This window comes from Litorilinea aerophila (assembly GCF_006569185.2).
GTDB classification, from domain to species: domain Bacteria; phylum Chloroflexota; class Anaerolineae; order Caldilineales; family Caldilineaceae; genus Litorilinea; species Litorilinea aerophila.
On the sequence record NZ_VIGC02000035.1, the window covers coordinates 15,601 to 40,203 of the forward strand.

Sequence of the window (24,603 nt, forward strand, 5' to 3'; positions counted from 1 at the left end):
GAGCTGCGCCTACGAGAAATGGCCCGATTTGTGGTAGAGGCGGCTCTCAGCCGCCTCATGGTGCCCTCCCCAGGCGAGTGAAGGGATGGCGACAGATGCGCAGCTACGAGCTGCGCCTACGAGAAATGGCCCGATTTGTGATAGAGGCGGCTCTCACTCAGCCGCCCCATGGTGCCACATTCCGGCGAGTGAAGGGATGGTGACAGATGCGCAGCTACGAGCTGCGCCTACGAGAAATGGCCCGATTTGTGGTAGGGGCGGCTGGGAGCCGCCCCATGGTGCCACATTCCGGCGAGTGAAGGGATGGCGACGGATGCGCAGCTACGAGCTGCGCCTACGAGAAATGGCCCGATTTGTGGTAGGGGCGGCTCCCAACCGCCCAATCTTGTCATAATTCCAATGATAACAGGAGGAACGTATGAACAACGATCTCAAAAATGCGATAGAAATCATTATCGCCAATGCCGACAAAGCCGACCTTCTCGTTCAACAAGCCGACAAAATTGGCAAGCAGCTAGTGAGCTATCCGAAGAGAGAGGATAGGCTTTCTACCAGTCAGATTCGCGCTCTCTTTGGTGAAGTGCGACAGATTGAGGCGCAGTGGAACATGGGTGGTCAAAATGCCCAACAAGCATTCCGACGCCTGGTGCTCTTGAAACCCAAATTGGCATATCGCGCTAGAAAGGAGCGAAAACCCGGAGTAGAGACACTGGCAGAGATCCTGATTTATGCGGTCGATCAAGTGATTTTGGAACCAGACGCAGTTCAGCGACATAGTCGCTTTCGTCACTTCGTCGACTTCTTCGAGGCCATCCTGGCCTATCACAAAGCCCACGGCGGCAACTGAGCCCCCATTGCAGATGAAGGAGATCCATCCATGAGCAAGCAGATTCAACTTCGGGGACGCATCTTTCTGGAATTCAACCTGCACGCCGTCTCGGGCCTGCACATCGGCGGATCGGAAGTAGGCGTGGAGATCGGCGGCGTGGACAAGACAGTGATCCGCGACCCGCTCACCAACCGACCCTACATCCCAGGCTCTTCCCTCAAAGGGAAGGTACGCAGCCTGCTGGAAAAGTACGAAGGGTTGCCCCAAAACCAGTCTATCGGTCAAAAAGTATCCATTCACACCTGCGACACCTCGGAGAAATATGCAACATGCGACGTCTGCCAGGTCTTCGGCGTGCCGGGCGAGCGGGACTTCGGCACCCCCACCCGGCTGGTGGTGCGGGATGTCCAGATGACCGCCGAAAGCATCGCCAGGCTGGAGGAAAACGGTCGCACCGACCTGCCCTACACCGAGGTCAAGACCGAGGTCTCCATCGACCGGGTCACCTCCGCGGCGAACCCCCGGCAGATGGAGCGGGTGCCGGCCGGGACGGTCTTCGGCCCCGCCGAGCTGGTCTACTCCATCTACGAGGGCGATGGCTGCGACTCCCAGCGCGACGTGGAGCGTTTTGCCAGGCTGGTCGAAGGGCTGGTGCTGCTGGAGGATGACTATCTGGGCGGCCTGGGCTCGCGCGGCTCCGGCAAGGTACGGCTGGCGCAGATCCAGGTGAAACTGCGCAGCAGGAACGAGCTGCTGCAGCCGGCCCAACTGTTAGGCCAGTTTGATGCGCTCGAACAGCTGGTCGCTGCCCTGCCCCAATTGCAGGAACAGATCCGCGACCAGCTGGCACAGGCGTAAAGGAGACGCCCATGCCCACCCTATCGGTTTACCGGCTCCACTTCCGCGCCGGCCTCCACCTGGGCGTGCGGGGCGTCACCCTGGAGGAGGCCGCGGTCTCCCTGCCTTCCGACACCCTCTTCAGCGCGCTGGTGGATGCCTGGCAGCGGCTGGGTGGCCCAGTGGAGAGGTGGCTGGCCCCCTTCCTGCAGGAGCCGCCCGATCCGCCCTTCGTGCTGACTTCCGCCTTCCCCTTCGCGGGCGCCGTCCGCTTCTATCCCATGCCCGTGGATCTGCGGGGGCTCTTCGCCCAGCCGGAGGCAGGCAAGCGGGTCAAACGCATCGCCTATCTCTCGGAAGGGCTGCTGCGCCGTGCGCTGAGCGGCGAGAAACTGGACGACTGGCTGCCGCCGGAGGGGCCCACCGGCCCGGACGACCCGGGCCAGAGTGCCGGCCTGCTGTTGCAGGAAGGCAAGCTGTGGCTGGATGGAGAAACCGAGCTGAAGCAACTGCCCCAGTGGATGCACGTGGACCCAAAGAGTCGTCGACCCCGGCCCCGTGCTGCCTATCCCCACCTGGAAGCCTGGAAAGAAGGGCGCACGCCCCGGGTCACCATCGACCGCATCTCTTCGGCATCTAACATCTTTCACATCGGCCATGTGCGCTTCGCCCAGGAGTGCGGGCTGTGGTTCGGCGTGCAGTGGCGACGGCCAGCGCAGCGCATTGAAGGGACTTCCACGACCTACGCCGAGAGCGTGACCGCGGCCCTCCAGTTTCTCCAAGACGAAGGGCTGGGCGGCGACCGCAGCGTGGGGTACGGCGCCTTCACCCTGGAAACTGGCCAGGAGGGAACCGCCCGGGAGGCAGTGTCGCTGCCCGATAGCTCCCCCGGCGGCATGGCCTGGCTGTTGAGTCGCTTCCACCCGCGCACGCCGGCGGAAATCGCCACCTTGCAGGCAGAGGGGGTGGCCTATCGACTGGTGGACGTGGCGGGCTGGCTGCGCTCGCCCGATGGCCCCGCCCAACGGCGGCGGCGCATCCACCTGCTGGCGGAAGGGAGCTGGCTCCCCGCCGGAGAAACGGTGTTGGGCGGGCTGGTGGATGTGCAGCCGGTGTATGAAAATCAGGAAGGCATGCTGTCCCACCCGGTCTATCGCAGCGGCTTTGGCGTGGCGGTGGGATTCACCCAGGAGGCAAACCATGGCTGACTATGCCCTCTACGACGTGACGGTGATGACGCTCACGCCGGTGCACATCGGCAGCGGTCGCGAGCTTTGGCACGAGTACGACTATGTCATCCGCAACCGCCGCACCTGGCGCATCAACGAGGACGCGCTGCTGGACGCACAGGACGTGGAGGACCTCAGGCTGGCCGAACAACTGGCCCAGAGCCGTCCGGCCGAGCTGCTGAAGCCGGGGGACTTTCGGGAGGATAGCCCCTTCTTCCGCTATGTCTTGCTCGGCCAGCCCCGCAGCACGGACGAAGGCGCGCAACTGCGGGAACAGCTCAAGGACGCCTTCGACCGCCCTTACCTGCCCGGCTCCACCCTCAAGGGCGCGCTGCGCACGGCCCTGGGTTGGTACGCGTGGGGGCAGCGCAAGCTCGAGCCGGAAGGGCGGCTGCTCGACCGCGATCGGCGGTTTGCGGCCCGGCAATATGAGGAGATACTTTTCGGCAAGGATCCCAACCACGACCTGCTGCGGGCCCTGCAGGTGAGCGACAGCGAGCCCCTGGACGTCGACCGGCTGATGGTTGCCAATGCCCGGGTCATCAACCGCCGTGGGGAGCTGAAGGCGCCCATCGAGATGGAAGCCATTCGCCCGGACAGCGCCTTCCGGCTGACCATCAAGATCGACCGCCAGCTCTTTTCGGAGTGGGCGCAGCGGCAGAAGCTGCGGCTGAGCGGTGGGGAGCTCCTGGAACAGTTGCCCCGGGTGGTCGGGACCTACGTGTGCCAACATTGCGGGCGGGAGGCGGCCTGGTTCAACGGGATCCGGGATGGCACCCGCATCGCCCAGTTCTACCAACAGCTGGCGCAGGCGAAGATCGGCGACAGGCAATTTCTGATTGCCCTGGGCTGGGGTACGGGCTGGGAGAACAAGACCTTCGGCAGCCGGCTGGCGGACAACCCGGCCTTCATGCAACATATCCTGCAGCACTATCGCCTGCGCCGGGGCAGGCGGCAGAACAACGCCGGACAGGGGATCGCCTTCCCGACCAGCCGGCGGGTCTTCGTGGACGTGACCAAGGACGGACAGGGCAGACGGCGGGAGACGGTCCAGGCCGCGCCGGGGTGGTGTCTGGTGGAATGGCAGAGCTCTGCTCCAGGATAGCCAGCATAGTTAGTGTTTGAGTTTTTAGCTTCAGCTTGTTCGAGGAGGCCATTGTGAAAGCCATCACCTTTCTCGGCATCAGACCGACCAATACCTGCTACCTCTTTCCAGACGGCCGGACGCACGTGGCGCCCTATTTCGGCGTGGCGCTGGCGCGCTTCATACCGAACCTGCACATGCGCGTCCTGGTAACCGAGGCCGCTCGCCCGCACTTCGAGGAGCGCTTCCTTCCCCAGGTGGAAGATTTCGTCGCCGACGTGGAGCCTGTGCCCATCCCCGATGGCCGCAACGACGATGAACTATGGAGCATCTTTCAGGCAGTTGTCGGCGTTGTCGAGCCCAAAGAGACGGTGATCTTCGACATCACCCACGGCTTTCGCTCCCTGCCGTTCCTGGCCTTCCTCTCCGCTGCCTATCTACGCACTGTCAAGGACATCACGCTCCAGGCTGTCTTTTACGGCAACTTCGAAGCGAGCGACAGGTCCGCCGAGATCTGGCGAACGCCGGTGATCGACCTCACCCGCTTCGTCGATCTGTTTGACTGGATGGTAGCCGCCGACCGGTTTGTTCGCTTCGGCGACGCGCGTGACCTGGCCCAACTGCTCCATGAGCGCCATCAGAGTATCAAGCCCGATTTGCACACCGCCAGCCAGGCGGATATCTCGGCCTGGAACAACTCGCCGGTGAAACGGACGGCCAACAGCCTCACCCATGCATCCCAGGCGCTGCGGGTGGTGCGCCCCGCCGAGGCGATGGCGGCCAGTGAGCGGGTTTGCAGCCAATTGCCCGCTGCGCTGCAGCCGAGCCAGGTGCTGGCTCAGCCGTTCACCCTGTTGGGCCAGCATGTACTGGAGAGCTTCACGCCGATTGCCCTGGATGAACAGGCGCAACGGGACGATCCGCTGCAGACGCTGGCGGTCGAACAGAGGCTCATCACCTGGTACATGGAGCGCCAGCAAATCTTCCAGGCGGTGGCCCTGGCCCGGGAGTGGCTGGTTTCGTGGGTTATGGCCCAAATTGGATGGGCAGGACGAACGCTCCAGAAAGAGGCGCGGGAACAGGTCGAACGAGCCCTCGGTCGACAAGTGCAACTTCGCCGGGGCAAACAGGTGGCGGATGAAGGGTTGCCCGACCTGTCCGCTGTACCCGAGCTGGACCAGGTGAGCGATCTTTTTGGCGAACTTGGGAATTTACGCAACGATTTGATGCATGCGGCCAAGCGAGCGGGAGCCCTGAAAGCCAGGAAGGTTGAAGAACTTGCCAACAAATATATTCAGCAGTTGATGGCCCCCCCATTTGACCGGTAGACGGACCCGGTCGGAAAGTCGTAGGTCACGTATCCTTGCGTGACAGGGGTGCACACGCCGCCATCGCTTGTCCGGCCAGAGACCGGACCTACGAGACATGAACTGGCGTCATCGTCTGGCCGTAGGTCACGCATCCTTGCGTGACAGGGCCGCACCCACCGCCATCGTCGCTTGTCCGGCCAGAGACCGGACCTACGAGACATGAACCGCCACCATCGCTTGTCCGGCCGGAGACCGGACCTACTGGGCGCAGTCAGGAGAAATGAAGCTGTGATCTTGCTCAACTTTTCCCATCCCATCACACCGAACCAACAGGAACAGATCGAAGCGCTCACCCAACAAAAAATCCAACGCATCATCGCGGTGATGCCCCAATTCGATGAGCAGAGGCCCTTCGCTCCCCAGGTGCAGGCCCTGCTGGCGCAGGTGGAGCTGACGCCCGAAGAGTGGCAGAGCGCGCCGCTACTGGTGGTGCTGCCCTCCCTCAACTTCATCGCCGCGGTGCTGCTGGCCGAGCTACACGGACGCATGGGCTACTTCCCGCCCATCGTACGCACCCGGCCGGCTGCCAACACCACGCCACGCCGCTATGAGGTGGCCGAAATCCTGGACCTGCAACAGATCCGCGACGAAGCACGCCGAAAAAGGTAGGGTGCACCATGCTCATGGCCGTTGTATTGACCCTCATCTCCCCCACAGACGCCGTCCTGCCGGGCTTCCTGGGCCGGGCCAACTATGCCGCCACCCTGAAGCGCCTCAACCTGGTGGATCCAGACCTGGTGCAGCGCATCCACGACGGCGACGGGCCCAAGCCCCTGACCTGTTCCAGCCTCCTGGAGGCCCGGCATACCCGGCAGACCAGGCTGGAGGCCGGCCAGCCCGTCCACGTTCGGGTCACAGGGCTGACCCCGGCCGTGAGCGCGGCCCTCTCCGCCGCGCTGCTGGATAGCCCGCCGAAAACCTGGGAGCTGGACGGCCATCTGTTCCACGTGCAGGAGACCACCTGCAACCCAGAACGCCATCCCTGGGGCGGATGCAACACCTACGAGGCGCTGGCGGAGGCGCAACTGTCCCGCCAGGCCCCGCCGGACCGCCAGGTGACCCTGGAATTCGCCTCGCCCACGGCCTTCAAATCCAAGGGGATGACGGTGCCCATCCCCATGCCCGGCCTGGTCTTCGGCAGCCTGGTGGAACGCTGGAACAGCTTCAGCCCCATGGTCTTGAACCCGGAGATGCGCCGCTATGGGGAAGAGGTGATGGCCATCAGCCGCTACCGGCTGGCGAGCCGACCGGTGGAGCACAAGAACCGCTCCCTGCGGGTGGGCGGCCTGGGACAGGTGACCTACGTAGCCCTGGCGGGGGATCGCTACTGGCTGGGGGTGATGCACATGCTGGCCGACTTCGCATTCTACAGCGGGGTGGGCGCCCAGACGGCCATTGGCATGGGCCAGGCGCGACGAACGAGGTGATCCATGCGGGCTCCCCTCTATCTGCTGGAACAGGGCAGCAAGTTGAGCTGCCAGAGCCGCCTGCTGGTGGTGACCAAACAGGGACAGACCCTGGCCCGGCTGCCTTTGATTCAGGTCAGCCAGGTGCTGGTCTTCGGCAATGTGGAGATCACCACCCCGGCCTTGAAGCGGCTGCTGGATGAAGGGATCGAGGTGGTGCTGCTGAGTCAACGGGGACGCTTCTACGGCCGGCTGGTGGGGGCCACGGGCGGCAACGGCGGCCTGCGGGTGGCCCAGATCCTGCGCAGCCAGGATTCGACCTTTGCCCTCCATCTGGCCCGCCACTTTGTCCGGGCCAAGCTGCACAACTGCCGGGTTTTGCTACAGCGCTATGCCCGCCGCCAGGGGGAGCCCCAGGTGCAGGCGGCGGTGGAAGGGCTGGAGCGGGCGCTGGACCAGGTGGAGCACTGCCGCACCATCAACAGCCTTTCGGGCGTGGAGGGGCGGGGCACGGCCGTCTACTTCGGCGCCTGGAAATCCCTCCTCAAACCGCCCTGGCATTTCCACCGCCGCCTGCGTCGGCCGCCGCCCGACCCGGTCAATGTCTTGCTCAGCTTTGGCTACACCCTCCTGAGCCAAAACATTCTGGGCGCTGTATTGGCCGTGGGCCTGGACCCCTACGTGGGTTTTCTGCACCAGCTCCAATACAATCGGCCCAGCCTGGCCCTGGACCTGATGGAGGAATTTCGGCCGGTGGTGGTGGATTCCGTGGTTCTGCGGTGCCTCAACAACGGCATTTTGCAGCCCGAACACTTTCAGCCCGGAGAAGCCCATCAGCGCCCTGTGGTGCTGGTGGATGAAGGGGTGAAGCGCTTCGTGCGGGAGATGGAGCAACGCCTGGAGCAGGAGATCCAGCATCCCCAGACGGGGGAGCGGGTGACCTATCGGCGTCTCTTTCTGCAACAGGTCTACAGCCTGGCCCGGGCATTGCAGGCAGAGGGCGGCGGGGACGACTATACCCCCCACCTGATCCGGTGAGGGGCAGGCCCCTGGGGCCAGGCCGGGCGGTCGTGGGCAGGCCGTGGGGAGAGGGGGCGGCAGGGGATCGCTTCGGGCTGTGGGGAGAAGGACGCCATGGCCATGTTTGTGGTCATCAGCTACGACATTCCGGACAATCGACGGCGGCTGAAAGTGGCCCAGACCCTGCTGGACTTCGGCGGGGAGCGGGTGCAGCGCTCGGTCTTTGAGTGTTACATTACCGAACGGAACTATGAGCGGCTGCAGGCGCGGCTGCGGCGACACTTTGACGGGGAAGCGGACAGCATTCGTTTTTACATCCTCTGTGAAAATTGCCGGCCTCGGATGAACCTGTGGGGATTGGCCCACCCCATCGAAGAGCCGAGGCTTCGCATTATTTGAGGGCACGGGTGGGGCTCTGGCGATGGGTTTGCGAACACCCCCCTTCCAGAAGGCCCTGCAGACGCCCTGGCAGCGGGGGGTGTTCGCAAGGCGTGGGCGGGTGGGAGGCCCTGGGCCGAAGATTGGCAGGAATGAGGGAAATCAGGTATAATGGGGTTCAGCTAACGCAGGAAATTTGGCCCTGGGTGGGTCACGTGCCCTGAGGGGCGGTGAGGGGTCTGAAACCACCTAATCCTCGGAAGGGGATTGAAACACCGCATGGCCAGGTCTGATATAGACAGGGACCACAAGCGTCTGAAACCACCTAATCCTCGGAAGGGGATTGAAACGAACATACACACCCCAGGCCCGTGCAAGGGGTGGGAAGCGGGTCTGAAACCACCTAATCCTCGGAAGGGGATTGAAACCGATATGAGGGGTTGAATCACAGTAAAATCACTGTGTTCCGTCTGAAACCACCTAATCCTCGGAAGGGGATTGAAACGCTGTACCAGAATACCAGTGATAGCAGACTGGAGCAAGCAAGTCTGAAACCACCTAATCCTCGGAAGGGGATTGAAACTACTACGTGGTACTGTCTCACGTTGTTCCTGCTCACGTGTCTGAAACCACCTAATCCTCGGAAGGGGATTGAAACGTTGGGTGGTGGTCTGCATGGACCCTACCACAAACTCAGTCTGAAACCACCTAATCCTCGGAAGGGGATTGAAACAATATACGCTACCCTGTTTCGTTTATTGCGTCGTGCGTCTGAAACCACCTAATCCTCGGAAGGGGATTGAAACATACAAAATTGTTGGACGCATTTTGCGGATTGTCGATGGTCCGTCTGAAACCACCTAATCCTCGGAAGGGGATTGAAACACAGGAGAATTTGCAGGAACAAGATACACAACGTAAGACAGTCTGAAACCACCTAATCCTCGGAAGGGGATTGAAACATTGACGTACCGAGCTTATCTTGGCCGACAGGTCGTTAAGTCTGAAACCACCTAATCCTCGGAAGGGGATTGAAACATATGGTTACATACGGGGAGGTAAGTTAACTATGCCCATCGTCTGAAACCACCTAATCCTCGGAAGGGGATTGAAACATTGCAATGGTTCGTGTAATCTTCACCGCGGGCAGTGACGGTCTGAAACCACCTAATCCTCGGAAGGGGATTGAAACCCAGGCTGGAGAATAGAAATATTTGCCGTAGTAGTCATCTAAGTCTGAAACCACCTAATCCTCGGAAGGGGATTGAAACCCTTTAGCGCACTTTCCAGTCTGCTATCACTGACGTTCTGGGTCTGAAACCACCTAATCCTCGGAAGGGGATTGAAACGATATATTTTCCCTTTCTATATACATGTATGTACAGCTAAAGTCTGAAACCACCTAATCCTCGGAAGGGGATTGAAACCTTAACGTACCCAACTTCACGGGCTTCCCGCCATTGACGTCTGAAACCACCTAATCCTCGGAAGGGGATTGAAACCCGGTCGCCCTGACTTCCGAACGATTACGGGGCTTCTTGGGTCTGAAACCACCTAATCCTCGGAAGGGGATTGAAACCCGATAGCGTGGGGATTGTTGAGCTGCGACTGTCTACTTAGTCTGAAACCACCTAATCCTCGGAAGGGGATTGAAACCAGATATGTTGTTATCTGGGTGTACTAACTCGGTTGATAGTCTGAAACCACCTAATCCTCGGAAGGGGATTGAAACACGTGCGTACGTGTGTGTATGCGCACACGGAAAAGACCGTCTGAAACCACCTAATCCTCGGAAGGGGATTGAAACGCTTCTGTGAAGCCGTTGAACGTGGTGAATCGGCTCGATAGGTCTGAAACCACCTAATCCTCGGAAGGGGATTGAAACGGAGCTACCATGAAACCCCATGGTAGCTATTTGTATGGTAGTCTGAAACCACCTAATCCTCGGAAGGGGATTGAAACGATACGTTTAGCTCCTAGTACGACTACAGCTGGATTGTCTGTCTGAAACCACCTAATCCTCGGAAGGGGATTGAAACGTAAAAACATGCCCCATTTGCGGGCAGGGTATAACGTCTGAAACCACCTAATCCTCGGAAGGGGATTGAAACCCACATACGGGCGATAGTATATAGGGCCAAAAATTCGTCTGAAACCACCTAATCCTCGGAAGGGGATTGAAACCCAGGTACCGCTACGTTGAGTGTACGGGTACTGCACTGTCTGAAACCACCTAATCCTCGGAAGGGGATTGAAACAAGTATTCTTGAGAACAGCATCGTATCAAATACTTTACCGTCTGAAACCACCTAATCCTCGGAAGGGGATTGAAACTTCCTTATGCTGTTGTACGGCAGACGATATATATGATATCGGTCTGAAACCACCTAATCCTCGGAAGGGGATTGAAACATTCTGCTTTTCTTTCATACGGTAATGTTTCCAGGTGGTCTGAAACCACCTAATCCTCGGAAGGGGATTGAAACTCTTGGTCGGTGTTGAGATTATGTGCCTGATAGGAGAGTATGTCTGAAACCACCTAATCCTCGGAAGGGGATTGAAACCAATCGTGATGATGTACCACAACGCCATGAAACACCACAAGAGTCTGAAACCACCTAATCCTCGGAAGGGGATTGAAACCCAGAAGTTACAGAAGAAGAGAAAGGAAAGGAATTAAGCCGTCTGAAACCACCTAATCCTCGGAAGGGGATTGAAACGGAACCAGTACCATGGAATCCACCAAACACACCGTGGGGTCTGAAACCACCTAATCCTCGGAAGGGGATTGAAACAGTGCGCCGGCTGCGCAGGACCTGGAGGCCATGGCGGTCACGGTCTGAAACCACCTAATCCTCGGAAGGGGATTGAAACGAAGCAGCCCAACGGGCCATCAACGATTTCGTCACTAGAAATAAGTCTGAAACCACCTAATCCTCGGAAGGGGATTGAAACTGGAGGTGGGTGCCAGCGGGTTGAGATAGAAGAGCGCCTGTCTGAAACCACCTAATCCTCGGAAGGGGATTGAAACCCGCAGGAGGGGCAGGTCATCAGGCCGCCCTCCGCAGCCGGCGGGTCTGAAACCACCTAATCCTCGGAAGGGGATTGAAACGGTACACCTAGTATATCATCGGCAACGCTCTCAAGTTCGTCTGAAACCACCTAATCCTCGGAAGGGGATTGAAACGCATTCGGCAGAATACCTGAATTGCGTACCACACCGACGGAATGTCTGAAACCACCTAATCCTCGGAAGGGGATTGAAACGCATCAGTACGATATTACCCCGTCCTTTCTTCTCCTGGTGCGTCTGAAACCACCTAATCCTCGGAAGGGGATTGAAACCCTGGACCCGGAAACCCTCTGGCCCCAGCCAGAGATCAGATGTCTGAAACCACCTAATCCTCGGAAGGGGATTGAAACCGGTTTAGGCGGGCGAGAGCCGGCTGGATTGTTTACATGTCTGAAACCACCTAATCCTCGGAAGGGGATTGAAACGCAATTCGCGCAGTGAGCATCCGTTAGGCGCACGGCTAAGTGTCTGAAACCACCTAATCCTCGGAAGGGGATTGAAACCGAGACCACTTTTCCACCCAATCCAGGGCAGACCTTTGATATGTCTGAAACCACCTAATCCTCGGAAGGGGATTGAAACTCTGTAAATCGGATGGCGAGGTGAACAGATCCAGCTGGGTGATGTCTGAAACCACCTAATCCTCGGAAGGGGATTGAAACATTCTGGTAGGCATCGCTCGGGGGCAGATTTTCCGCCGTCTGAAACCACCTAATCCTCGGAAGGGGATTGAAACAACAAGTACTCACTGGCATACGGTGTGTCGGTGATTTGTCTGAAACCACCTAATCCTCGGAAGGGGATTGAAACCCGTTGGTCGAAGAACCGAGCAAGGTAGTTAGTAGACGCCAGTCTGAAACCACCTAATCCTCGGAAGGGGATTGAAACCTGGTATTAGCTACCAGAAGTTTGGGTGATATTATAAAGTCTGAAACCACCTAATCCTCGGAAGGGGATTGAAACCAGAACTGAAGCGCATGTTGGATGCGCCGGATGTGTTACGGTCTGAAACCACCTAATCCTCGGAAGGGGATTGAAACGTCAAGAGTGGGTCGATATGTACGTCGGTCTTCGCTCTAAGTCTGAAACCACCTAATCCTCGGAAGGGGATTGAAACTCTTCTGGTAGTTCCAGATTCTTTGGGAAGTACACAATATGTCTGAAACCACCTAATCCTCGGAAGGGGATTGAAACTGACCTTGCCGATTTCCATAATTGACCTCCTCAAAAGTCTGAAACCACCTAATCCTCGGAAGGGGATTGAAACAGAATGGATGGACAAGACAAAGGTAGGTTCCTGTATGTCCAGTCTGAAACCACCTAATCCTCGGAAGGGGATTGAAACCTATATTACCCGTGTACGCCGTGGATATTTCTTCCCCTACAGTCTGAAACCACCTAATCCTCGGAAGGGGATTGAAACCTGCACAACTCGGCTATGGACTCCACCAGCGCCACAGTGCGTCTGAAACCACCTAATCCTCGGAAGGGGATTGAAACCCTGTACGATTACATACATGTTGCCGCCCATGGAGAGTCTGAAACCACCTAATCCTCGGAAGGGGATTGAAACCCAGGTGAGCCGTCCCTAATGGTGTTTCAATTTGGATGCGTCTGAAACCACCTAATCCTCGGAAGGGGATTGAAACACAGTGTTTGGGTGGGGGTACGCCTGCTGGGTGGGGGACGTCTGAAACCACCTAATCCTCGGAAGGGGATTGAAACGGCCCTGGCTGCCTGCTCCAACCGGCGCACCGGGATTGGTCTGAAACCACCTAATCCTCGGAAGGGGATTGAAACTTACAGCTTTCTTCGTTGTGCGAGCCATTTTAGATCTCCTTTGTCTGAAACCACCTAATCCTCGGAAGGGGATTGAAACTGTCATTGCGGCTGCGCAGATTGCAATGGCGACGGTGGTTGGTCTGAAACCACCTAATCCTCGGAAGGGGATTGAAACCAAACACACTGACATTGTCGCCAAAGTACAACACGGCCTGGCCGTCTGAAACCACCTAATCCTCGGAAGGGGATTGAAACCGCGGGGAATTTTTGTGTTGGAATGCGGACTGGAGGGACCAGTCTGAAACCACCTAATCCTCGGAAGGGGATTGAAACGTTGGGTGGGCTTAATCGTAGTCTACGCTAACGCTATCTGTCTGAAACCACCTAATCCTCGGAAGGGGATTGAAACACAACTGCTGGGTTGTCTTTCAACCCGCCAACCCGGTCTGAAACCACCTAATCCTCGGAAGGGGATTGAAACGCTGGTCCTCGAGCGGGTCGTTCGGGTCGACATACTGTCTGAAACCACCTAATCCTCGGAAGGGGATTGAAACGGCCCGGGGTTTCTCGACGTAAGCCCCGTCAAGGACGCGGGTCTGAAACCACCTAATCCTCGGAAGGGGATTGAAACGTACCGACCGTAGCACTCAATCCATGTCTCAATTACCTTCTGTCTGAAACCACCTAATCCTCGGAAGGGGATTGAAACAGTGAGTATCTGGCTGGTGACCTTCTGGCCACACAGGTTGTCTGAAACCACCTAATCCTCGGAAGGGGATTGAAACTCGACCGGCCTTGGTGGACCCACAGCCACGGAATTCGTCTGAAACCACCTAATCCTCGGAAGGGGATTGAAACATGGGTGATTGCACAGTGAGTAGCTGTATCCAGAAGCTTCATGTCTGAAACCACCTAATCCTCGGAAGGGGATTGAAACCTATAGCTAGGTTATCAACTAACTTACAATTATATTATACGTCTGAAACCACCTAATCCTCGGAAGGGGATTGAAACTAACCCGTAGGGACCAAAGCAAAACTACCAGCATGTTCATTTTGTCTGAAACCACCTAATCCTCGGAAGGGGATTGAAACTCAGTAGAAGGCTGTGGAGCGTGGGCAGTTAAGTCTGATGCGTCTGAAACCACCTAATCCTCGGAAGGGGATTGAAACAACAAGACAAGGTAGCATATATTGTAAATATGTACGGGAGTCTGAAACCACCTAATCCTCGGAAGGGGATTGAAACTCATGGGAGAAGACTCTGTGTGCAGCCGGATTCCCTTCGAGGGGTCTGAAACCACCTAATCCTCGGAAGGGGATTGAAACGTAGTATGCTATAATGCTACATAGCAGCATAAGGATTTGTCTGAAACCACCTAATCCTCGGAAGGGGATTGAAACATGGAATACAGGTCTAGATCCTCCTCAAACCCCTCCTCTATCAGTCTGAAACCACCTAATCCTCGGAAGGGGATTGAAACCCTATGTCAATACGACAGTATTGACGGGTACTATCCGTTCTACAGTCTGAAACCACCTAATCCTCGGAAGGGGATTGAAACTCATTCTGGAAGTTGCGCCATGTGTCAATCATGATTTCGTATGTCTGAAACCACCTAATCCTCGGAAGGGGATTGAAACTCTGGATGGTAGCCAGATCCTGCTGCCCTGCCACCCATAAGGGTCTGAAACCACCTAATCCTCGGAAGGGGATTGAAACGCTTGTCAGGTGGTGGGAACCCACAATACCCGCATAACGTCTGAAACCACCTAATCCTCGGAAGGGGATTGAAACTTTATGGGCTGTCCCCGGCTTGAAACTATGGATAACTGTGTCTGAAACCACCTAATCCTCGGAAGGGGATTGAAACATAGCTTGTTCAAGGATATCATCCTTGACGTTCTGGTACGTCTGAAACCACCTAATCCTCGGAAGGGGATTGAAACCGGGGGCTGCTGCATGCGGCAGTGCAGCAGTCCCTATTTGTCTGAAACCACCTAATCCTCGGAAGGGGATTGAAACTCCTTTGGTTTCGTGGGCTGTTCAGTAGTCTGCTCAAGAGTCTGAAACCACCTAATCCTCGGAAGGGGATTGAAACGTGGTCCACGGCATCGGCGCCAGCATCGGCGCCATCACGCGGCGGTCTGAAACCACCTAATCCTCGGAAGGGGATTGAAACATGGTCGGGCGGCAATTTACCGCTATAAATGTGTGCGTGTGTCTGAAACCACCTAATCCTCGGAAGGGGATTGAAACAATACCGGGTCCCCCCAGTCGTCTGCGCCCCAACCATGTCTGAAACCACCTAATCCTCGGAAGGGGATTGAAACGTACTGCATCGGGCTGTACTTGTTGTGGTGTACGAACCCGTCTGAAACCACCTAATCCTCGGAAGGGGATTGAAACCCGGCACCAATCCTCGAGCTCGTCGAGAGTGTCAAAGTCTGAAACCACCTAATCCTCGGAAGGGGATTGAAACCTGCCCCCATACCTCTTGATGAAAGAGGTACGCCGGGTGCGTGTCTGAAACCACCTAATCCTCGGAAGGGGATTGAAACGGCTCATTGTTGGTCAACAGGATGACGCCGGGATGGTCTGAAACCACCTAATCCTCGGAAGGGGATTCCCCCCCACAATCGTTTCCACGATCCGGATGAGTCCGCCGCGGATCTCGCGCGGCGACGGGCACTCCACGGGGAGAGGGAGCGAGCAGTCGCCTGAAGCTGGGAGGATCTGGCGCCGGGCTACGGCTTCCACGAGGCTGCCCAGGCGCGCGCTTTACCATCTATAAGGCCGCCCGGCAGGAGGCGCTGACACGGCTGCTGGCGTGGAACCATCAACAGTATGGGGGGGGGTGAAGGGGTTGCGTCAGAAGAATGCACGCCAGGGCGCGAGGACGGAAGCGCGTCCAGTAGAGAGGTATATTGTGCGCGCCTGGGGTGTGATACTGATTACCTGATCAAGAGCCATCGTAGGTCCAGTATGAAAACCGGACTTACGAAATCATGAACGCCACTTCGTAAGACAATCGGTATGCGCCATCGGGCGGATGGAATCGATGGCGTTGGATCTGAGCGGAAGGCAAGGGCCGCCTGATTTTCCTCAAAGCAGCCGCAGGCGACGCAGCCAGCCAGGATGATGCACTTCCCCCTGTTCGTCCAGGATCAGGGGAAGGCGCCGGCCCGGCAGGCGCAAGGAGCGCCACGGCGCATCCACCACAGGCCCCCGCCAGAGGGGTGGCGTCCGCCCCGAATGGCGCCGGGAGCGAACCGAGCGCAGGCGCAACGCCTCCAGGGGGTAACGCTCCTGGCGCAGTGCACCCAGCCAGCCAACGGTGTACACGTGGAGCGCCTCCCGCTTCTCATCCACCTCCAGCCGGGCCACATAGCAGCGGGCGTACAGCTGCATCCCACCGGCAAAGGCCAGCCCCAGGAAGGCCACGCCCAGGCCCCACGCCAGCCGCACCGGCAGCGGCGCCAACACCCCCCCATCCCCAGGGCTCAACCCATAGGTCCGGAACAGGTGCACCCCCGCCCACACGGCCAGCACCCCACAGGCCAGGGCCATCAGCAGGAGCAGCCGCACTTTCAGCAGCTGTCGCCCCGCACGATAGAGCAGCAGCGGCGCTTCTACGCCAGCCTTCGATGCCTCCATTCTGATACCTCCAACTTCGCTTCCACACCTGCCCCCGCCCTTTACACCGGCCCATACAGCAGCAGGTCGGCCACCCGTTCCGCCCAGCCGTCGGCCCGGGTCCACGCCGAGACGGCCGCCACCGGGTCCCCGGCCACGCCGGATAGGCCCGGACGGATGTCCAGCCGGCCGATCAGGCGGTCGAAGTGGCCGTAGCCGGGGCCGGCCGCGGCGGTGGGGTAGGGCAGCCAGGCGAAGCGGTCCGGATGCCGGTGCAAAACCCCCGCCAGCAGGCAAAGCCCGGCCTGCACCGGCCGGAAGCTCCCGGCGTCCAACACATGGAGCATGACCCCCTGACAGGCCTCTCCGGCATACTTGCTGGCCGCGGGCGTGAAGTGGACAGGACGGGCCACCACACCGGGCAGCCCCAGGCCGTTGAACCACTCGGCCAGGGCCTGCCCATCCAGCCAGGGCGCGCCGAGCTGGCGGAAAGGGAAGGCCGTTCCCCGGCCTTCGCTCAGGTTGGTGCCCTCCAGCAGGCAGGTGCCCGGGTAGAGGAGGGCCGTCTCGTAGGAAGGCATGGCCGGCGAGGTGGGCACAAAGGGAGAACCCACCTGGGGCCACTGCCAGGGCCGCTGCCAGCCTTCCACCGACACCACATGCAGGTCCAGGTCGGGCAGACGCTCCCGCTGCCAGAGCCGGGCCAGCTCGCCCACGGTCAGGCTGTGGCGCACCGGGATGGACCAGCGACCCACGAAGGAGTTCACCTGGGCTTCATCCAGCATGGGTCCTTCCGCCGCGGCCAGCGCCCCGCCCAGGGGGTTGGGCCGGTCCAACACCGCCAGGGGAAGCCCCGCCTCGGCACAGGCCTCCATCACATGGGACAGGGTCCAGATGTAGGTGTAGAAACGGGCGCCGATGTCCGGGATATCGAAGAGGAGCAGGTCCAGCTCCGCCAGTTGTTCCGGGGTGGGCCGCAGGCGGGCGCCGTAGAGGCTGTAGACCGGCAGGCCGGTGAGGGGATCCACGCCGTCGGCCACCCGGCTGCCATCGGCGGCGGCTGCGGCCAGGCCATGCTCGGGGGCAAAGAGGGCGGTCAGGGGAATACCGGCCTGGCGCAGGGCCACCCGGCCCGGCCGCAGGGGATGGGGCGACGCGGCGCCGGTGGTGGCGGCGTCGTTGGTGACCAGGCCCACCCGTTTCACCGGGGAGAGGCGATCCAGCAGGAGGGCCGGTTCTTCCACCAGCCGGTCAATGCCGAAATGGACAGGCATGGAGTCTCCTTTCAGGGGTTGTGAAGGTTGGGCAGCTCAGGAAGGAATGATACGACCTGGCCTCCTCGGTCCCAAGGAGCGGATCACTACTATTCCAATCTGGCGTAAATGCCGCGGCAGCAATTCGGTGGCACTACCTCTGGTGGAAACCATCGGTGAATTTCTGCCGGGACTTACTATACACCCTGTAACGGCGATTTGGGGAAATCGCCTCCCTATGTATAATTTGTACGGCCCTTCCCCCGGGAGGGGCCATACTTTGTTTACAGGGCCGGCCAGGCCGGCACGGGAAGCCAGGATGCAGGCGCAGCAAGGACGCTGCCCGGCTGCGGTTCCCCTTGAAGAGCGTCGGGGATGTCAATGGCTCAGTGGTGGCCCATCATCGAAGAAATCTGGAAACAGATCCAGCACGGCCAGCTTCCAGACCTGGGCGTGTGGAGTTATGGCATCCTGACGCTGTTGGTGGCCACGGAAGGCCCCCTCAGCACCCTGATCGGGGCGGCCGCGGCGGCCGCCGGCCTGCTGGATGTCCGCTGGGTCTTTGTGGCTGCGGCCACGGGCAACATCCTGGGCGATACCCTCTGGTACCTGGTGGGCTACCGGGGCAAGTTGAACACCGTCTACCGCTACGCCCGTTGGGTGGGCATTCACCGGCGCCATTTGGTCCGCCTGCAACGGGAGATGCACACCCACGCGGTCAAGATGATCCTCCTGGCCAAGGTGGCCTACGGCCTCATTGTCCCCACCCTGGTAGCTGCAGGCCTGGCCCGGGTCCCCTGGCGCCGCTGGTTCCCGGTGGTCCTGGTGATGGAAACCCTGTGGACGGCCCTGCTGGTCTGGATCGGCTTTCACGCCACGGGGTTTATCGTCCAGCTGGAGCGCAGCCTGCGCACCCTGGGCATGGTGGTGGCCTCCCTGATCGCCCTTGTGGCCCTGGCCTGGTACCTGCGTCACAAGGCCCAAGAGGCCCAGGAGCGGGCAGCCGGCCCGGAGGAAGATGATGCACTCACCTTCCCCTTGACCGAAGAATCCTCTGCCATCCTCCCCACAGACGCCGACGCCCTGCCGTCCGCCCCCTCCCAGAACGGCACCCCAAAACAGGAAACCCAAGACCAGTTGTTGGAGAAGTTGTAGTCTCGGTCGGCATCTGAGGGTGCCGACGCCGCGGCATGATGGTAGCTCGTGTGAGGAATTCCGGGTTACACAGCGTTGGCACGGCCGCTGCCCGTGGCCGGCACCGGCGGCAGGGGATGGTCGGCGTGGGCCACGCCCAACCGCCGCAGGAAGCGCAGGGCAATCTCCAGCACCTGGTCTGGCGTCAGGTCGTTGGTGTCGATGCGCAGATCCGCGTGGGCCCGGGCATGGGCCAGCCGCTCCCACTCCAGCTGCCACGCCTCCCGGCTCCAGGAGACGTCCGGCCGGCGGCGGCGCTGGCCGGCCAGATCCACGTGGAGGTAGATGAGGACGAAGGGGCGCTCGAACTGTTGCCAGAGGTCGGGGATGTTGCTGTGCTCCTGGCTGACGGGCCGGGCCCGGTAGCCGGCCGCGCGCAACCCCTGCACCAGGGTCGACTTGCCCGATGCACTCATGCCCACCACTTTGATCAGGGGCAGCTTCTCCTCGACCATAGGCACTATCTTTGCACTTTATTTTCACCCACAGATAACACGGATTACACAGACAGCGCCACATGGGGCGAGTGCGCATCCTCAGATGCGCACTCCTCGAAAGGAGCACCACCACCACGCGGAGTCGGCATCCTCAGATGCCGACCCAGTCGCTGCGCAGCCGTTGCCGTCCCTGCACCTGTCCGGATTGGGTGCAACACGTGCGTAGGGCGGGTCTCTGGCCCGCCGTGGGTGGCTGGTTCGATAGCGACAGCGGGCGGGCACAGAGGCCCGCCCCTACGGGAACGGGCGCCCTTCCGGGCACCACCGTGCGGCCGGAGACCGCACCTACGACAGGAGCCGCCATCCGCGCAGATCGGACGCCACGGATAGGTGGGGCGGCTGTGAAATCGATGGGGCGGATCTGCAAAGATAGTGGGTGATTGGGTGAGCACCGTTTTCCTCAACAATTCACCCATTCACCGAATCACCCAATCACTCTACCACCTTCAGATGGGAAAATACATGGACAGCCGCCGAATCTCATCCGGGCGGGTGCGGGGCCGCAGCTTGAGCACCAGGACGGTGGCGTCGTCCCGGGGGCGGCCCCGGTCCAGCTCCAGGGCGGCCGCCAGGATGGCGTCGGCCAGCTCCTGGCTGCTGTAGCTGTCGTCGCCGTCCACGTGGGACAGTAACGCCGGCAGGTCGATGACCGTTCCCGAGAGGCTGCCCGCGTTCCAGACGCCGTCGGTGAAGACCACCAGGGTCAGCCCCGCCTGCAAGGGCAGCTCGGTGATGGCCGGCTTGGTGTAGCGGTGGATGCCCACGGCGTCGCTCCCCTGGTCCAGCCAGGTGACCTCCCCGGCCCGGCGCAGGAGGACGGGGCAGCGGGCATTGCGGCTGACGACCAGAGTCTGGCTGAAGAGATCCACACTGACGATATAGAGCTCGGCGCTCACCTTGCCGCCCCGCAGGGTGTGGAGGTAGTCGTGGGTGGCCCGGGCCACCGCGCCGTCCCGCACCCCTTCAGCCAGCAGGCTGATGGCCTTGCGCACCACCAGGTTGCTGATGGCCTTGGCGCTGCGCCCGCTGCGCTGGCCGTCGGCCACCACCACGCTGATGCCGCCGTGGGGCCGCTCTACGATTTCCACCGTGTCGCCGCTTTCGCTGCTGGCATATTTGTTGATCTTGGCGACGCCGATCTGCACTTCCAACCGCTGGGACATGGCCGCTTCACACCCGTTTCCCGCTATTCATCCGGATCCACCGCCCTGGGCCGGCGCTCGGTCAGGTCGATGCCCAGGATATCCTCCACCTGAACCTGGTAGCAGGTGGCCAGCAGGCGCAGCTCATCCAGGGTCAGGCGCCGGTCCTTGTATTCCACGTCGAAAAGGAGCTGTTGAGAGAGCCCGGTACGCTCGCTCACCTCTTCGTAGGAGTAGCCCCGGGCTGCCCGCAGCTGGCGCAACAGCGCGCTGACCCGGGTGCGGGCGAGGTGACGCACCGACTGGCGGATCTGTTCTTCCGACTCCAGCTTGACTTCCGTGGCCCGCTGGGGCGTCTGGGTCAGCCGCAGCAGGGCTTCACGCAACTGGCGCAGCAAATAGTCCTGGGCCATGGCTGTTCGTTCCTTCTCGGTCATTCCTGCTCTGGCAGCAAGCCATCGGGTAAAACCACGCCGGGCACATCCACCTGGGGCGGGATCTCAGCTGTCCGCTCCAGGTGGCGGGCCAGAAAGGCCCGGCGGGAAAGGCCCGAACGGTCCCGCAGGGCGTAGATCTCCTGGCGGGAGAGGGCCGGGTCGAAGGGCCACTCGCCGGCCTCGGTCACCACCACGCTGCCGCCATAGCCGGCCAGGGCATCGGCGATCTGCCGGCGATGCCACGGCAGCAGGTCCCCGGGCAGTTGTGCCGGGTGGAAGTAGGCCAGCTCAATGGTCTCCCCCGGGCACAGGCGCAGTTCCCCACCGATGGGGCGGGCCACGAACAGGGCGTTGTGGTGGCCGTCGTGCCAGGCCGGGCGGGAGTAGAGGCCCACCAGCCGGGTCAGGACGACCTCCAGGCCGGTCTCCTCCCACACTTCCCGCACAGCCGCCTGGGCAATGGACTCGTTGGGATCCACCGCGCCGCCGGGCAGACACCAGACCTCGAAGTCCTCCCGGCGGGTCAGGAGCAGCCGCCCCTGATGCAGGATGGCTACATTCACGCCCAGGGCAATACTCATGCCGTCATCCTTCCTGTTACAGGGAGTCCAGAGTCTAGCCTTCGGACTCCGGACTCTGGCCTCCGGACTCTGGACTGATTTCCAACAGGGCTGTGCTGATGGCCAGCCCATCCACCGCCTCCACCACCAGGCGCACGCCGTTGACCGTCACTTCGTCTCCGGGTCGGGCCACGTGGCCCAGGTGGGCCATGATCAGGCCGCCCACCGTGTCCGCATCCTCCTGGTCGAAGGTCAGGCCGTAGTGCTGGGTGAGCTCATCCAGCAGCAGGTCGCCCCGGACCCGCAGGCGGTTGGGCCCGATCTCCACGAAGGGGGGAATCTCTTCGTCGAACTCATCCTGGATCTCGCCGATGAGCTCCTCGGCCAGGTCCTCCAGGGTGACCAGCCCGGCGGTGCCGCCGTACTCGTCCAGCACGATGGCGATCTGGATATGCTCCCGCCGGAAGCGGACCAGCATGGTCTCCAGGGGCAGGGTTTCAGGGACGAAGACCGCCGGCCGCATGAGGGTCCGCAGGGAGAAGGGTTCTTCCTGCCCGGCCAGGTGGCGGGCCAGATCCTTGACGTAGAGCACGCCGACGATGTGGTCCCGGTCCCCCTCGTAGACCGGATAGCGGGAATGGCGTTCTTCGCAGACGATGGCCAGGGTAGTCATGAGGTCGGCATCCACCGGGATGGCGGCGATGCGGGTGCGGGGCGTCATCACCTGGCTGACGGTGCGCTCGTGAAAGTCGAAGACATTTTCCAGGAAGGTCTGTTCGCTGGGGGCCAGCAGCCCTCCCTCGCCGCTCTCCTCGACGATGTAGGCCAGCTCCCGGCTGGTGGTGAGTTGGGTTTCGCCCCCGGCGTCGGAGGCCGCATCGCCCAGGCCCACCAGGGTCAACAGCCGATCCCCGATCCAGTTGAGCACCAGGGTCAGGGGCCGGAAAAGCACGTCGGCCCAGGCCATCAGCCAGGAGAGGCGCAGGGCCGTCTCGGCGGCCGACTGCAGGGCCAGGGATTTGGGCACCATCTCCCCCACCACCACGTGAAGGTAGGTCAGCAGGGCCACGGCCAGGATGGTGGCCAGGGTGTGGGCCACGGCCTGCCCCTGGCTCCCCTCCAGATGGAACCAGGTTTCCAGGGGGTGGACCAGCCATTCGGCCACGGTGTGCTCGCCGTACATGCCCAGCCCCAGGCTGGCAATGGTGATGCCCACCTGGGCAGTGGAGATGTAGCGGTTCAGGAGCTGGCGATCCTGCACCACGGCCAGCACCCGCCGGGCGGACTCGGAACCGGCCTCGGCCAGTTGGGCCACCCGGGTGGGCGGCACCGCGGCAATGGCAAACTCCGCCGCGACGAAAAAGCCGTTCACCACAATGAGCAGCAGAAGAATCCCGATGGGATACAAGAACTCGGTCATGGGCTCCTCAGGCGTTCTGGATCACGTCTTGCAGCCGGGCGGACTGTTCCGGGCTCAGGGGAAGGCTGACGGCCGCCACGCTGTTGCGGAACACCCGATCTACCCGCAGGGGCACCCCCTCCACTTCCACCACCTCCCCATGCCGGGGGATACGCCCCAGGGTGGCCAGCACCAGCCCACCGACGGTGGACACCCCCGAGACGGCGGGCAGTCGGATGCCCAGCAATGGGTACAGGTCGTTGAAGTCGTCCAGGAGCACGTCCCCCCGGATCCGCAGCCGCATGCCCTGGCTCCCCTCCGAGAGCAGCTCCAGGGGCGGATTTTCCACGTCGAACTCATCCTGGAACTCGCCGATGATCTCCTCCATCAGGTCCTCGAAGGTGATCATGCCGGCGGTGCCGCCGTACTCATCCACCACGATGGCCAGGTTGTGGTGGGCCCGCTGCATGCGCTGCATCACATCGTCCACCGGGGCAGTGTCTGGCACAAAGAGGACCGGGTGCATGATCTGGCGCACGTCGCACGGCTGCTCCCCGTCCTCCGGGTGCAAGGCTCGCTGGTAATGGACCTGGAGCAGATCCTTCAGGTGGACGATGCCCACAATGGCGTCGATGGTCCCTTCGTAGAGGGGCAGGCGGGAGTAGGGGGAATTGGCTAGCAGCTCGAAGAGTGCCTGGCAGTCCATGTCCACCGGCGCGGCCAACATGCGGTTGCGGGGGATCATCACCTTACGCGCGGTCAGGTCCCGGAGCTGGAGGGTATTCACCAGCAGCCGCCGTTCCTCTGCGTCCAACAGGCCGCCCGCGCTGCTCTCCTCCACCAGCATGAGGATTTCCTGGGGCGAATGGATGTGGGTGTGCTCGGCCACCGGCTCGGCCCCCAGCAGCCGCAGGATGAATTGCCCGCTGCCGTTGAAGACCCAGATCAGGGGTGCAAAGAGGCGCATGGACCAGCGCAGGGGCACCACTGTCCACAGGGCCAGCTGCTCCGGCATGCGCAGGGCCACGTTCTTGGGCAACAGCTCCCCCAGGACCACCTGAAGCAGGGTCAGCCCCAGGAGGATCACGGTGGCCGACAGAGACTGGACGGCCAGGCGCGCCCAGGAAGCGCCGGGGACCAGGCTGGACAGCCAGGGCGTCAGCAGCTCCGTCAGCCGGGCCTGGCCATAGTAGCCCAGGATCAGGCTGGAGAGGGTGATGCCCAGCTGGCAGGCGGCCACGTAGGTGTCCAGCATCGTGGGCGATTCCACGATGGCCAGCATGGTGGCTGCCAGGCGGCCTCGTCCGCTGGCCGGGCTCACATATTGGGCCAGGCGGGAACGCCGGGCGCTGACGGCCGAGAACTCGGCCGCCACGTACAGGGCGTTGATGGCAATCAATAAGATGAGGACTGCAACGGTAACCAGAATATCCATGGGCTAGTACAGTTTTGAACGTAAAGGCGCAAACGTGCAAAG

18 protein-coding genes and 1 CRISPR repeat array are annotated in these 24,603 nt (G+C 60.9%); of the genes, 10 read left to right on the forward strand and 8 right to left on the reverse strand.

Features of this window, described 5'->3' with window-relative positions; all coding sequences use genetic code 11:
• Positions 1-418: 418 nt before the first annotated feature.
• The 9 genes from csm2 to cas2 all read left to right on the forward strand — a co-directional run bounded on the left by csm2 (position 419) and on the right by cas2 (position 8,174).
• Positions 419-847, forward strand: coding sequence for a type III-A CRISPR-associated protein Csm2 (csm2, locus tag FKZ61_RS20360; RefSeq protein ID WP_141611988.1), 429 nt, complete (start codon positions 419-421; stop codon positions 845-847).
• Positions 848-877: 30 nt separating this feature from the next.
• Positions 878-1,687: a type III-A CRISPR-associated RAMP protein Csm3 gene (gene csm3, locus FKZ61_RS20365; protein WP_141611989.1), complete on the forward strand. Its 810-nt coding sequence runs from the start codon at positions 878-880 to the stop codon at positions 1,685-1,687.
• Between the two features lie 11 nt (positions 1,688-1,698).
• Positions 1,699-2,874, forward strand: coding sequence for a type III-A CRISPR-associated RAMP protein Csm4 (gene csm4, locus FKZ61_RS20370; protein ID WP_141611990.1), 1,176 nt, complete (start codon positions 1,699-1,701; stop codon positions 2,872-2,874).
• The gene (csm5, locus tag FKZ61_RS20375; protein ID WP_141611991.1) at positions 2,867-4,000 is read left to right on the forward strand and encodes a type III-A CRISPR-associated RAMP protein Csm5; all 1,134 of its coding nucleotides are present in this window, start codon (positions 2,867-2,869) and stop codon (positions 3,998-4,000) included. The genes csm4 and csm5 overlap by 8 nt, the downstream gene beginning before the upstream one ends.
• Positions 4,001-4,053: 53 nt before the next feature.
• Positions 4,054-5,307 (forward strand): TIGR02221 family CRISPR-associated protein, encoded by a 1,254-nt coding sequence (gene csx2 / locus FKZ61_RS20380; protein ID WP_141611992.1) that lies wholly within the window; start codon positions 4,054-4,056, stop codon positions 5,305-5,307.
• Positions 5,308-5,577: 270 nt separating this feature from the next.
• Positions 5,578-5,958, forward strand: coding sequence for a CRISPR-associated protein Csx15 (gene csx15 / locus FKZ61_RS20385; RefSeq protein WP_141611993.1), 381 nt, complete (start codon positions 5,578-5,580; stop codon positions 5,956-5,958).
• 8 nt (positions 5,959-5,966) lie between these two features.
• Entirely contained in the window at positions 5,967-6,776 is an 810-nt protein-coding gene (cas6, locus tag FKZ61_RS20390; protein ID WP_141611994.1) for a CRISPR-associated endoribonuclease Cas6, read from the forward strand.
• A 3-nt stretch (positions 6,777-6,779) separates the two neighbouring features.
• Positions 6,780-7,793, forward strand: coding sequence for a CRISPR-associated endonuclease Cas1 (cas1, locus tag FKZ61_RS20395; protein WP_141611995.1), 1,014 nt, complete (start codon positions 6,780-6,782; stop codon positions 7,791-7,793).
• A 96-nt stretch (positions 7,794-7,889) separates the two neighbouring features.
• Positions 7,890-8,174: a CRISPR-associated endonuclease Cas2 gene (gene cas2, locus FKZ61_RS20400; RefSeq protein WP_211358657.1), complete on the forward strand. Its 285-nt coding sequence runs from the start codon at positions 7,890-7,892 to the stop codon at positions 8,172-8,174.
• A 216-nt stretch (positions 8,175-8,390) separates the two neighbouring features.
• Positions 8,391-15,641: a CRISPR direct-repeat array (repeat unit 37 nt; unit sequence GTCTGAAACCACCTAATCCTCGGAAGGGGATTGAAAC).
• Between the two features lie 472 nt (positions 15,642-16,113).
• Here the strand turns inward: cas2 and FKZ61_RS20405 are convergent.
• Positions 16,114-16,665, reverse strand: coding sequence for a TMEM70/TMEM186/TMEM223 family protein (locus tag FKZ61_RS20405; RefSeq protein ID WP_141611996.1), 552 nt, complete (start codon positions 16,663-16,665; stop codon positions 16,114-16,116).
• 41 nt (positions 16,666-16,706) lie between these two features.
• Positions 16,707-17,918 carry an exo-beta-N-acetylmuramidase NamZ family protein gene (locus tag FKZ61_RS20410; protein ID WP_141611997.1) on the reverse strand — a complete coding sequence of 404 codons (1,212 nt, stop codon included), beginning with the start codon at positions 17,916-17,918 and terminating at the stop codon, positions 16,707-16,709.
• A gap of 354 nt (positions 17,919-18,272) precedes the next feature.
• Between FKZ61_RS20410 and FKZ61_RS20415 the strand changes: the two genes are divergently transcribed.
• Positions 18,273-19,052, forward strand: coding sequence for a DedA family protein (locus FKZ61_RS20415; RefSeq protein ID WP_141611998.1), 780 nt, complete (start codon positions 18,273-18,275; stop codon positions 19,050-19,052).
• A gap of 65 nt (positions 19,053-19,117) precedes the next feature.
• Here FKZ61_RS20415 and FKZ61_RS20420 read toward each other — a convergent pair whose 3' ends face one another.
• The 6 genes from FKZ61_RS20420 to FKZ61_RS20445 all read right to left on the reverse strand — a co-directional run bounded on the left by FKZ61_RS20420 (position 19,118) and on the right by FKZ61_RS20445 (position 24,561).
• Positions 19,118-19,546 carry a nucleoside/nucleotide kinase family protein gene (locus FKZ61_RS20420; RefSeq protein WP_141611999.1) on the reverse strand — a complete coding sequence of 143 codons (429 nt, stop codon included), beginning with the start codon at positions 19,544-19,546 and terminating at the stop codon, positions 19,118-19,120.
• Positions 19,547-20,034: 488 nt separating this feature from the next.
• On the reverse strand, positions 20,035-20,751 hold the full coding sequence (locus FKZ61_RS20425; protein WP_141612000.1) for a SpoIIE family protein phosphatase: 717 nt from the start codon (positions 20,749-20,751) through the stop codon (positions 20,035-20,037).
• A gap of 23 nt (positions 20,752-20,774) precedes the next feature.
• Positions 20,775-21,143 (reverse strand): helix-turn-helix domain-containing protein, encoded by a 369-nt coding sequence (locus FKZ61_RS20430; protein ID WP_170200085.1) that lies wholly within the window; start codon positions 21,141-21,143, stop codon positions 20,775-20,777.
• 20 nt (positions 21,144-21,163) lie between these two features.
• A complete protein-coding gene (locus tag FKZ61_RS20435; protein ID WP_211358658.1) occupies positions 21,164-21,748 on the reverse strand; it encodes an NUDIX domain-containing protein in 585 nt (194 codons plus the stop codon).
• Positions 21,749-21,782: 34 nt separating this feature from the next.
• Positions 21,783-23,147, reverse strand: a complete 1,365-nt coding sequence (locus FKZ61_RS20440; RefSeq protein ID WP_141612002.1) for a hemolysin family protein — start codon at positions 23,145-23,147, stop codon at positions 21,783-21,785.
• A 7-nt stretch (positions 23,148-23,154) separates the two neighbouring features.
• A complete protein-coding gene (locus FKZ61_RS20445; RefSeq protein ID WP_141612003.1) occupies positions 23,155-24,561 on the reverse strand; it encodes a hemolysin family protein in 1,407 nt (468 codons plus the stop codon).
• Positions 24,562-24,603: the final 42 nt, after the last annotated feature.

Coding starts and splice junctions, on each gene's coding strand:
- csm2 (WP_141611988.1), top strand. CDS start 419: ATGAACAACGATCTCAAAAATGCGATAGAAATCATTATCGCCAATGCC.
- csm3 (WP_141611989.1), top strand. CDS start 878: ATGAGCAAGCAGATTCAACTTCGGGGACGCATCTTTCTGGAATTCAAC.
- csm4 (WP_141611990.1), top strand. CDS start 1,699: ATGCCCACCCTATCGGTTTACCGGCTCCACTTCCGCGCCGGCCTCCAC.
- csm5 (WP_141611991.1), top strand. CDS start 2,867: ATGGCTGACTATGCCCTCTACGACGTGACGGTGATGACGCTCACGCCG.
- cas6 (WP_141611994.1), top strand. CDS start 5,967: ATGCTCATGGCCGTTGTATTGACCCTCATCTCCCCCACAGACGCCGTC.
- cas1 (WP_141611995.1), top strand. CDS start 6,780: ATGCGGGCTCCCCTCTATCTGCTGGAACAGGGCAGCAAGTTGAGCTGC.
- cas2 (WP_211358657.1), top strand. CDS start 7,890: ATGGCCATGTTTGTGGTCATCAGCTACGACATTCCGGACAATCGACGG.
- FKZ61_RS20405 (WP_141611996.1), bottom strand. CDS start 16,665: ATGGAGGCATCGAAGGCTGGCGTAGAAGCGCCGCTGCTGCTCTATCGT.
- FKZ61_RS20410 (WP_141611997.1), bottom strand. CDS start 17,918: ATGCCTGTCCATTTCGGCATTGACCGGCTGGTGGAAGAACCGGCCCTC.
- FKZ61_RS20415 (WP_141611998.1), top strand. CDS start 18,273: ATGTCAATGGCTCAGTGGTGGCCCATCATCGAAGAAATCTGGAAACAG.
- FKZ61_RS20420 (WP_141611999.1), bottom strand. CDS start 19,546: ATGGTCGAGGAGAAGCTGCCCCTGATCAAAGTGGTGGGCATGAGTGCA.
- FKZ61_RS20425 (WP_141612000.1), bottom strand. CDS start 20,751: ATGTCCCAGCGGTTGGAAGTGCAGATCGGCGTCGCCAAGATCAACAAA.
- FKZ61_RS20430 (WP_170200085.1), bottom strand. CDS start 21,143: ATGGCCCAGGACTATTTGCTGCGCCAGTTGCGTGAAGCCCTGCTGCGG.
- FKZ61_RS20435 (WP_211358658.1), bottom strand. CDS start 21,748: ATGAGTATTGCCCTGGGCGTGAATGTAGCCATCCTGCATCAGGGGCGG.
- FKZ61_RS20440 (WP_141612002.1), bottom strand. CDS start 23,147: ATGACCGAGTTCTTGTATCCCATCGGGATTCTTCTGCTGCTCATTGTG.
- FKZ61_RS20445 (WP_141612003.1), bottom strand. CDS start 24,561: ATGGATATTCTGGTTACCGTTGCAGTCCTCATCTTATTGATTGCCATC.